Here is an 8,227-nt window from a genome sequence, read left to right on the forward strand (position 1 = left end):
GGTCAGTCCGCCAGCCTTGGCATCAGTCCGCCCCCGCGGAGTGGAGCATTTCGCGCAGGGCCTCGACCACCAGGTCGTGATCCTGCACTTGGGGAAGCCCTGAAACCGTAACGGTGGCCACGGCGCCCACTCCGGTGACGTACAGCGGGAAGGAGCCGCCGTGCGCCGCGTACCGGCCCTGGTCGAACCATCCCTGGTCCTCGATCCGGCCGCCGCGAAGCCGGCCGCGCAATCCCACCAGCAGTGAGGGGACCTCATACCGTGCCGCCGTGCGCTGCTTCGCCCGGATCCAGTGATCGTTATCCGGCGTCGCACCGGGCAGTGCCGCATGGAACAGCACCTGCCCGCCCTTCGTGATGTCAATCGCGATGGGCAGCCCGCGCTCCTTGCCCAGCTCCACGAGGAGCAGTCCCAGGTTCAGGGAGTCGTCGAGGGAGAAGCCTGGAAACTGCAGTTCCCGGACTTCGCCTTCAATCCGGGCGATCAGTGCCGCCAGCGATCCCTCCGGCTGGGTGGCATCGGAATCCGGGTCGAAGTCGGTCACATGCGGGGAATTGGCAGCCATGGCCCACAATCTACCCCCGCCGCGGTGTAAACTGGACAACGCCCAACAGGGTATTTCTGCAACGAATCATTTCAAGCAAAAGCAACATTCAACGACAGGGGAGCGCCGCCGTCGGGCATCACTGGCAATGCCAGGATCCGCAGGTGGGCGCTGAGAGTGCGGGCAGCCGCAGACCCTCGAACCTGATCCGGTTAGTACCGGCGCAAGGGAGTCGAGTTCTCGAAGTGCGCGCAGCGGCAGCAGTGCCGGCAGCCGCGTCCACTTTCCCCTCCTGTTCCTCAGGAGGATCGCATGGCAACAACAGCAGTCAAGAAGACCAGCAGCAAGTCCTGGCGAGTCGTGGACATCGTGGTGGCGGCCCTCATTGCCATCGCCGGCGGCGTCATTTTCTGGGCCTGGTCCCAGGGCGCGGCCGCAGTGTCCGGCCCCATGAACGCCACCTACCCGCCACTGACCGGCCTGATCGCCGGCGGCTGGATGATCCCGGCCGTGCTGGGCATGCTCATCATTCGAAAGCCCGGCGCCGCGCTGTTCTGCGAGACGGTAGCCGCCACCGGTGAGCTGCTCATGGGGTCCCAGTACGGGGCTTCCGTGCTGTTCTCCGGCTTCGTCCAGGGCCTCGGCGCCGAAATCATCTTCGCCATCTTCGTGTACCGGAAGTTCAACCTGCCCGTGGCACTGCTGGCCGGTGCCGCCGCCGGTCTCTTCTGCGGCCTCAACGACTCCTTCGCTCCGTGGGGCTGGAACATCGCCTACTCCGGCGGGGACAAGCTGGTGTACATCGTCTTCACCGCCATCTCCGGCGCGATCATCGCCGGCGCCCTGTCCTGGATCGCCACCCGGGGGCTGGCCAGGACCGGGGTCCTGAGCTCGTTCGCGTCGCGGAAGGCAGCTACGGAGCCTGTTTTCTCCTGATGTCCGCACCTTCCCGCCAGGGCGCGCCCACCGCAGTGCGTCCCGCCGCCGTCACGGCCCGCGGCTGGGGCTGGCGGCATGCCGGGCGCACCAGGCCGGCGGTCCATGCCCTCGACCTGGACATCCGTCCGGGAGAGCGGGTGCTGCTTTTGGGGCCTTCCGGCGCCGGCAAGTCCACCCTCCTCCATGCTTTGGCGGGGGTCCTGGGGGATGTGAACGACGACGGCGGCGCGGCCGGCGATTCCGACGAGTCGGGTTCGCTGCTGGTTGACGGAGCCTCCCCCCGCGAGCAGCGCGGGCGCGCCGGCCTTATGCAGCAGGATCCCGAGACGCAGGTGGTCCTGTCGCGCGTGGGTGACGACGCCGCCTTCGGCGCCGAGAACCTCGCCGTGCCCCGCCACGCCATCTGGAGCCGCGTGCACGAGGCGCTGGACGACGTCGGACTTTCCCACCTCCCGCTGGACCATCCGACGTCGGTACTCTCCGGCGGGCAGAAACAGCGGCTGGCGCTCGCAGGCATCCTTGCCATGCGTCCCGGCCTGATCCTGCTGGACGAGCCGACGGCCAACCTGGACCCGGCGGGCGTGCTGGAGGTCCGCGACGCCGTGGCGCGGTGCCTGGACAAGACCGGCGCCACCCTGGTGGTGGTGGAGCACAGGGTGTCCGTGTGGAAGGACCTGGTGGACCGGATCGTGGTGCTGCAGCCCGGCACCGACGCGAAGGACGCCGTGCTGCTGGACGGTCCGCCGGACCAGGTGCTCAGGGAGGCCCGGAGCATGCTGATTGCTGCCGGGGTGTGGGTGCCCGGCTATGTTCCGGACACCCGGCTGCGTGCGGCGGATCCAGCCAGCGGGACGGGTGGCCTCCTGCTCGCTGCCGAGGAACTGGCGGTGTCCCGTGAACGGGCGCGGCGCAGCGGCTTCCGGAAGGTTCCGCCGGTACCCGTGCAGGCAGGTATTTCCGCGCAGGTCCGGGCCGGGCACGCCTTGGCCGTCACGGGGCCGAATGGGGCCGGGAAGTCCACGTTTGCCCTGACGCTTGCCGGGCTCCTGGAGCCCGTGGCCGGCAAGGTTTCGGCCACGCTGGACCTGAGCCGCGGCGCCGGAATAGACCCGTACAAGTGGAAGGCCGATCAGCTCATCGAGCGGATCGGCACCGTGTTCCAGGAACCCGAACACCAGTTCGTCACAGGGAAGGTGCTGGACGAACTGCTGTTTGGCCCCCGGCACCTTGGCCATGGTGAGGAGCGCGTGGACGAACTGCTGGAGCGCCTGCGGCTTACCCATCTTGTGGATGCCAACCCCTACACGCTTTCGGGCGGGGAGAAGCGGCGGCTGTCCGTGGCAACGGTCCTGGCCGCGCATCCCCAGGTGCTGGTCCTGGACGAGCCTACGTTCGGCCAGGACGCCAACACGTGGGCGGAGCTGGCATCGTTCCTGTCCGAGCTGCTGGATGCCGGCACCGCCGTGGTCTCCGTGACCCATGACGCCGAATTCACGGCGGCGCTGGGTGGAACGGAACTGCGGATGGCCGCGGCGGAACCGGCGGCACCATGAGGCAGGAGCTGAACCTTCGCGGCAACAACGCGCTGCTGACCCGGGCGAACCCCCTCAGCAAGTTCGCCGCCGTCTTCCTCATCACGGCCGTGCTTGCGCTCTCCATAGACTGGGTGTCCGCATCGGTGGCACTGGTCTTTGAGGTCCTGCTGTTTCCGCTGGCCGGCCTGACGCTCGCACTGCTGTGGCAGCGCGGCTGGCCGCTGATCCTCGCCGCCGCAGTGGGAGGCTGGAGCACCTCCATCCTGGCGCCGGACAGCGGAAAGACGCTGATCGACGTCGGCATCTGGACCATGAGCGAAGGCTCACTGGAGCTGGGCGTGGGCTTCATGCTGCGGGGGCTGGCGATTGCCCTGCCGGCAGTTCTGCTGATGAGCTGCACCGACCCCACAGACCTCGCTGATGCGCTGGCGCAGAAGGCGCGCCTCCCGCACCGGTTCGTGCTGGGAACCCTCGCTGCCATGCGGCTGGTGGGCCTGATGGCAGAAGAGTGGCAGACCATCGGGATGGCCCGCCGCGCGCGCGGGGTGGGTGCCCGCGGCAGCGCCCTGCAGCGCGTGAAGGCGACGCTGGGGCAGAGTTTCGGGCTGCTGGTCCAGGCGATCCGCCGGGCATCGCGGCTCGCGGTGACGATGGAAGCCCGCGGCTTTGGCGGCGGCCGCCGGACGTGGGCCCGCGAATCGACCTACAGTGTGTTGGATGCGTGGGTGCTTGCCGGTGGTGTGGTGATGGCGGCAACAGCGGTTTTTGCCGCAGTCTCGCTGGGCACCTGGAACATGGTGTGGCTGGGGACCTGAAAGCGGGCCAGGCTTACGGGCACGAATAGTTGTAGTCGAAACCCCGCGATACGAACTGGGTCAACTCCACCTCGCCGCCGCCGGTGAGGGGCGCATGCGAACAGGCCATCGCTGCTCCTGACGCGTTCCGGGATCCTGCCAGCCAGCTCGGGAGTGAGTAAAGGTTGCTCGACCCGCTGACAGTTCCAACAATCTGGTCCCACTGCCGGCCCGAGGAGTAAATCCCCACCTGCGCGCCAATGCTGTGGAAGAAATCGGTCATGCCCTCCAGGACTGTCCGGTTGGCATCCTTGTCGGTGTAGGACCAGCTGTTTTGGTCTCCACATCCAGCCACCAGACGTACGAGCCCGGGTTGCTGATGCCGCGGTGGTGGGCGTCGTCGTATGCCTTGGCGAAGCCGTACATGTAGGCGCACGCCTTGCCGTAATCCCCGTCCTTGCAGGGGCCGTACGGGTTGTGCACCGCCCGGCCTGCCGGGTACTCGTCCTCCGCCGGCCACCACGATCCCGCGGCGCCCGGGTTGGCAGTATTGACGTACAGGGACACCGTGGGCCGGCCAGGGTGGCCCGCGGAACCTTCCGCCCAGTCAAGCTGCTCGGCCAGGCAGGGATTGGTGGTGTTGGCCAAACCGTTGTTGACGCCCACAATGGCAAAAGCCTGTCCCGTGGGGAAAGCCGTGTTGCATTGCGGCCAGGAGATGTCGTTCCCCAGGAGCGACTGCACTCCCTCTCCCGGGGAGGGCACCGCGTAGGCAGGCGAGCCGCAGATGAGGAGCAGGGCCGCGAGTAACGGTGCCGCCATTCCCGGGCTCCGTGTGCTGCGGGCCGATGCCCGGCTGACTGGCATCGGCGTGGCTGGTGTCCGGCGCATACTGCCTCCGTTGCCGCTGGACGAACGGGTGCCTTCAGTCTCCCGCCCTTGGAAGGTGCGGTCAAGGAGTCCGTCCCCCTTCGATCGCATCGTTCGGGTAAACGCTCTCCAGCGGCCGCGTTTCAGACTGCCGTGACGGGAGCTTTAACTCATTTATGATATAAACTTGTGTATGACGCAGGAAACCGCTGAACACGTTGCCGCCATGCTGAGGGATGCCCGGGCTGAGAAGGGCTGGACCCAAGGCCAGCTGGCTGCCGAGCTGGGAACGAGCCAGAGCGCCGTTGCCCGCATGGAACAGGGCAAGCAGAACCTGAGCCTGAAAATGATCCAGCGCCTCGAAGTGATCTTCGACCGGAGCATCGTGAACGTGGGCAGGCCGCAGATGACCCACCTGCGCGTTGAAGGCGGGCGCACCCTTTCGGGTTCCGTGGACGTCAACAGCAGCAAGAACGCCGGAGTGGCTTTGCTGTGCGCCAGCCTCATTAACCGGGGGACCACCATTCTTCGCCGCCTCGCACGCATCGAAGAAGTGAACCGGATCGTTGAAGTCCTGACCAGCATCGGTGTCGAGTGCACCTGGCTCAACGACACCGACCTGCTGCTCCGCCGCCCGGCGGTCCTGGACCTGGGCGCGATGGACGTGGACGCCGCGCGCCGCACCCGGAGCGTCATCATGTTGCTGGGACCCCTGCTCGATGAGTCAGCCAGGTACAAGCTTCCCTATGCGGGCGGCTGTGACCTTGGTACCCGGACGGTTGAGCCGCACATGCAGGCACTGCGCCAGTTCGGACTCTCGGTGGAAGCGACAGCAGGCTTCTACGACGTGCAGGCCCCGTCCGCAGACACCCGGGACCGCTCCTTTGTCCTGACTGAGCGCGGCGACACTGTCACCGAGAACGCCATCATGGCCGCGGCCCACCGCGAGGGCACCACCGTTATCCGGAATGCCAGCCCCAACTACATGGTGCAGGACCTCTGCTTCTACCTGGAGATGCTTGGAGTGGTTATCGAGGGGGTGGGAACCACCACCCTGAAGATCACCGGACGCCGGTCAATCGATGCCGACATTGAGTACTACCCTTCGGAGGATCCCATCGAGGCCATGAGCCTGATTACCGCGGGCATTGTCACCAACTCGGAGGTGACCATCCGGCGCGTGCCCATCGAGTTCATGGAAATCGAGCTGGCAACCTTGGGGCAAATGGGCCAGCAGTTGGAGATCTCGGGCGAATACATGGCCCGGAACGGCCGGACACGGCTGGTGGACGTCACCACCAAGCCTTCCGAGTTGCGCGCTCCGGAGGACAAGATCCACCCAATGCCGTTCCCCGGGCTGAACATCGACAACCTGCCCTTCTTTGCGGTCATCGCAGCGAACGCGCATGGCCAGACCATGATCCACGACTGGGTGTACGAAAACCGGGCCATCTACCTGACCGAGCTGAACCGGTTGGGCGCCCAGGTGCAGCTCCTTGATCCGCACCGGATCTACGTCAACGGGCCCACCAAGTGGCGCGCCGCGGAGGTTGGCTGTCCGCCCGCGCTCCGCCCGGCAGCGTGCCTGCTGTTGGCAATGCTTGCCGCGCGGGGAGTGTCCGAGCTGCGGAACATCTATGTCATTGAGCGTGGCTACGAAGACCTGGCGGAACGGCTTAATACCATCGGGGCGAAAGTGGAGTACTTCCAGGACTAACCATTCACGCTTCGTCATGAAGTGCTGTTGACCCTCAATTTCGTCCCTGTTGTCGGAGAATGTCGGTATGCGAACTTTCGGCGTCGAGGAAGAGCTCCTGATCGTTGATCCGGAGAGCGGGGAGCCGCTTGCCCTGGCGGATGCGCTGCTGTCCGGCCGCCGAATGGCCGCCGACGACTCGCCGGATGCCCCCCGCCTCCTGGAGACGGAAGACAAAACCGTTTACGACGACGAGATGGGCCTGAGTGCCGAGCTCAAGCTGGAACAGATCGAAACCCAGACGCGGCCCTGCCTGGAGTACCGTGAGCTCCTGGAACAGATCCGGGCCGGGCGGGCACTGGCAGATAAGGCTGCCAAGAAAAACCACGCACGGGTGGCCGCCCTGGCCACCTCGCCGCTGGGCTTGGCCAGCCACACCACTCCGGATCCCCGCTACGCGCGGATGCTTGAGCGCTTTGGCCTGACTGCCCAGGAGCAGCTGACGTGCGGCTTCCATGTCCATACCTACATTGAGTCGCACGACGAAGGCGTGGCTGTCCTGGACCGCATCCGGGACAAGCTCGCCGTCCTTACCGCCTTGAGTGCCAATTCCCCCTTCTGGAACGGCATCCAGACCGGCTTTGAGAGCTACCGGACCCAGGCCTGGAACCGTTGGCCGACGGCCGGGCCCACGGGCATCTATGGCACGTACTCCGCGTACCGGCGGGTGGTCACGCGGCTCCTGGACAGCGGGGTCATGCTGGATGAGGGCATGTTGTATTTCGACGCCCGGCTCTCCCGCAACCATCCCACGGTGGAGGTCCGCGTAGCCGATGTCTGCCTCCGTGCTGAGGACGCCGCACTTATAGCTGTCCTGGTCCGCGCCTTGGTGGAGACTGCGAGCCGCGAGTGGCAGGACGGCGTCGATCCTGCCCCCGTGCCCACGGTGCTTTTGCGCATGGCGTCCTGGCAGGCGAGCAGTGCGGGCCTCAGCGGGGAGCTGCTCGACTTTGGCACATTCCGCCCGGCGAGGGCCGCTGACGTGGTGCGCTCACTGGTGGACTACCTTGCCCCGGTACTGCAGGAACAGGGTGAACTTGCCCTGGCCCGGCAAGGGGTGGAAGACATCATTGCGCGCGGAACAGGAGCTGCCGAACAGCGGCGGGTCCGGGACAAGGTCCTGTCCTCGTCGCAAGGCGGGGACCTCGGCTTCGATGCAGTGGTAAAGCATGCAGTCGACGTGACCATGCGCGGCGGACTGGATCTTTCAAAGGTGGACGAGGCCCCCGAACTGCTGCGCGTCAGGCAGTCCTAGCGGGCAGGGGGCCTTCAGCGGTTCCCGACAAAGCCGTGCCGCCTGGGGCAGTCATGACAGAGCCGTTCGGCCGGGGTCCGTCCCTACACGGCTGTGGTGCTAGGGGACTCCGAGGGATTCCGTGAGCCAGAGGTGCCATTCCGGAAACGGGTCCTTCGGCAGTTCGTCTTCGGAAGGGCCAGGGTCTTCGGGCACATCGAAATCCGGGAGGTCCAGGTCCTTCACCAGGTCAAACTCTTCCGGCAGTGCAAAGCACGCAGGTACCTCAAAGTCGTCGGGCATGCTGAAGTACTCGGGCACGTACAAGTCCTGACCCTTCGGCCTAGCCGCTGAAGATGCGTTCCGTAGTCCCGCATTCCAGTCCGGCCAGTGGGGTGGTTCCCAGTCTTGGTGTTCGCTTGTGTAGTGGCGGCCGGTGGGTGAGGTCCAGCCGGGTGGTGCGGTTGTGGTGGCGGGTGTGGGTTTCCAGCCGCTGGTGTGGCGGAGTTTGTGGTGTTTCGGGCAGGGCTGGCCGAGGTTCGAGACTCCTGTGGT

General features: G+C 66.2%; 10 protein-coding genes and 1 riboswitch. Of the genes, 5 read left to right on the forward strand and 5 right to left on the reverse strand.

The features are described 5' to 3' along the window. Positions 1–22: 22 nt before the first annotated feature. Positions 23–565: a heme-degrading domain-containing protein gene (locus PV768_RS20510; RefSeq protein ID WP_421094052.1), complete on the reverse strand. Its 543-nt coding sequence runs from the start codon at positions 563–565 to the stop codon at positions 23–25. A gap of 86 nt (positions 566–651) precedes the next feature. Further along, positions 652–792, forward strand: a riboswitch (TPP riboswitch). Between the two features lie 64 nt (positions 793–856). Here PV768_RS20510 and PV768_RS20515 point away from each other — a divergent pair. From PV768_RS20515 to PV768_RS20525, 3 genes are read left to right on the forward strand one after another with little or no spacing between them, the layout of a single operon-like run. Further along, positions 857–1,480 (forward strand): ECF transporter S component, encoded by a 624-nt coding sequence (locus tag PV768_RS20515; protein ID WP_104999333.1) that lies wholly within the window; start codon positions 857–859, stop codon positions 1,478–1,480. Next, entirely contained in the window at positions 1,480–3,036 is a 1,557-nt protein-coding gene (locus PV768_RS20520) for an ABC transporter ATP-binding protein (RefSeq protein WP_323057554.1), read from the forward strand. The genes PV768_RS20515 and PV768_RS20520 overlap by 1 nt, the downstream gene beginning before the upstream one ends. Continuing rightward, complete coding sequence (locus tag PV768_RS20525) at positions 3,033–3,833, forward strand: energy-coupling factor transporter transmembrane component T family protein (protein WP_157240485.1); 801 nt, start codon at positions 3,033–3,035, stop codon at positions 3,831–3,833. Before PV768_RS20520 ends, PV768_RS20525 begins: the two co-directional genes overlap by 4 nt. 13 nt (positions 3,834–3,846) lie before the next feature. Here PV768_RS20525 and PV768_RS20530 read toward each other — a convergent pair whose 3' ends face one another. Together PV768_RS20530 and PV768_RS20535 are read right to left on the reverse strand one after the other, a co-directional pair. Further along, positions 3,847–4,095, reverse strand: coding sequence for a hypothetical protein (locus tag PV768_RS20530; RefSeq protein ID WP_421094053.1), 249 nt, complete (start codon positions 4,093–4,095; stop codon positions 3,847–3,849). Further along, positions 4,092–4,634, reverse strand: a complete 543-nt coding sequence (locus tag PV768_RS20535) for a hypothetical protein (protein WP_421094054.1) — start codon at positions 4,632–4,634, stop codon at positions 4,092–4,094. The genes PV768_RS20530 and PV768_RS20535 overlap by 4 nt, the downstream gene beginning before the upstream one ends. A 241-nt stretch (positions 4,635–4,875) precedes the next feature. Here PV768_RS20535 and PV768_RS20540 point away from each other — a divergent pair, with 241 nt between their 5' ends. After that, positions 4,876–6,399, forward strand: coding sequence for a UDP-N-acetylglucosamine 1-carboxyvinyltransferase (locus tag PV768_RS20540; protein ID WP_157240489.1), 1,524 nt, complete (start codon positions 4,876–4,878; stop codon positions 6,397–6,399). A 67-nt stretch (positions 6,400–6,466) separates the two neighbouring features. Beyond that, positions 6,467–7,693 carry a glutamate--cysteine ligase 2 gene (locus tag PV768_RS20545; protein WP_157240491.1) on the forward strand — a complete coding sequence of 409 codons (1,227 nt, stop codon included), beginning with the start codon at positions 6,467–6,469 and terminating at the stop codon, positions 7,691–7,693. Positions 7,694–7,792: 99 nt separating this feature from the next. Here PV768_RS20545 and PV768_RS20550 read toward each other — a convergent pair whose 3' ends face one another. Together PV768_RS20550 and PV768_RS20555 are read right to left on the reverse strand one after the other, a co-directional pair. Then, positions 7,793–7,993, reverse strand: a complete 201-nt coding sequence (locus PV768_RS20550) for a hypothetical protein (protein WP_421094055.1) — start codon at positions 7,991–7,993, stop codon at positions 7,793–7,795. Between the two features lie 22 nt (positions 7,994–8,015). Then, positions 8,016–8,227: hypothetical protein (locus PV768_RS20555; protein WP_421094056.1), on the reverse strand; the 212-nt coding region annotated here is incomplete at its 5' end.

Source organism: Pseudarthrobacter sp. CC4 (assembly GCF_048957775.1).
Classification (GTDB): domain Bacteria; phylum Actinomycetota; class Actinomycetes; order Actinomycetales; family Micrococcaceae; genus Arthrobacter.

What these genes read in the sequence shown, in the direction of transcription:
- PV768_RS20510 (WP_421094052.1), bottom strand. Translation starts at nt 565, where the DNA reads ATGGCTGCCAATTCCCCGCATGTGACCGACTTCGACCCGGATTCCGAT.
- PV768_RS20515 (WP_104999333.1), top strand. Translation starts at nt 857, where the DNA reads ATGGCAACAACAGCAGTCAAGAAGACCAGCAGCAAGTCCTGGCGAGTC.
- PV768_RS20520 (WP_323057554.1), top strand. Translation starts at nt 1,480, where the DNA reads ATGTCCGCACCTTCCCGCCAGGGCGCGCCCACCGCAGTGCGTCCCGCC.
- PV768_RS20525 (WP_157240485.1), top strand. Translation starts at nt 3,033, where the DNA reads ATGAGGCAGGAGCTGAACCTTCGCGGCAACAACGCGCTGCTGACCCGG.
- PV768_RS20530 (WP_421094053.1), bottom strand. Translation starts at nt 4,095, where the DNA reads ATGACCGATTTCTTCCACAGCATTGGCGCGCAGGTGGGGATTTACTCC.
- PV768_RS20535 (WP_421094054.1), bottom strand. Translation starts at nt 4,634, where the DNA reads ATGGCGGCACCGTTACTCGCGGCCCTGCTCCTCATCTGCGGCTCGCCT.
- PV768_RS20540 (WP_157240489.1), top strand. Translation starts at nt 4,876, where the DNA reads ATGACGCAGGAAACCGCTGAACACGTTGCCGCCATGCTGAGGGATGCC.
- PV768_RS20545 (WP_157240491.1), top strand. Translation starts at nt 6,467, where the DNA reads ATGCGAACTTTCGGCGTCGAGGAAGAGCTCCTGATCGTTGATCCGGAG.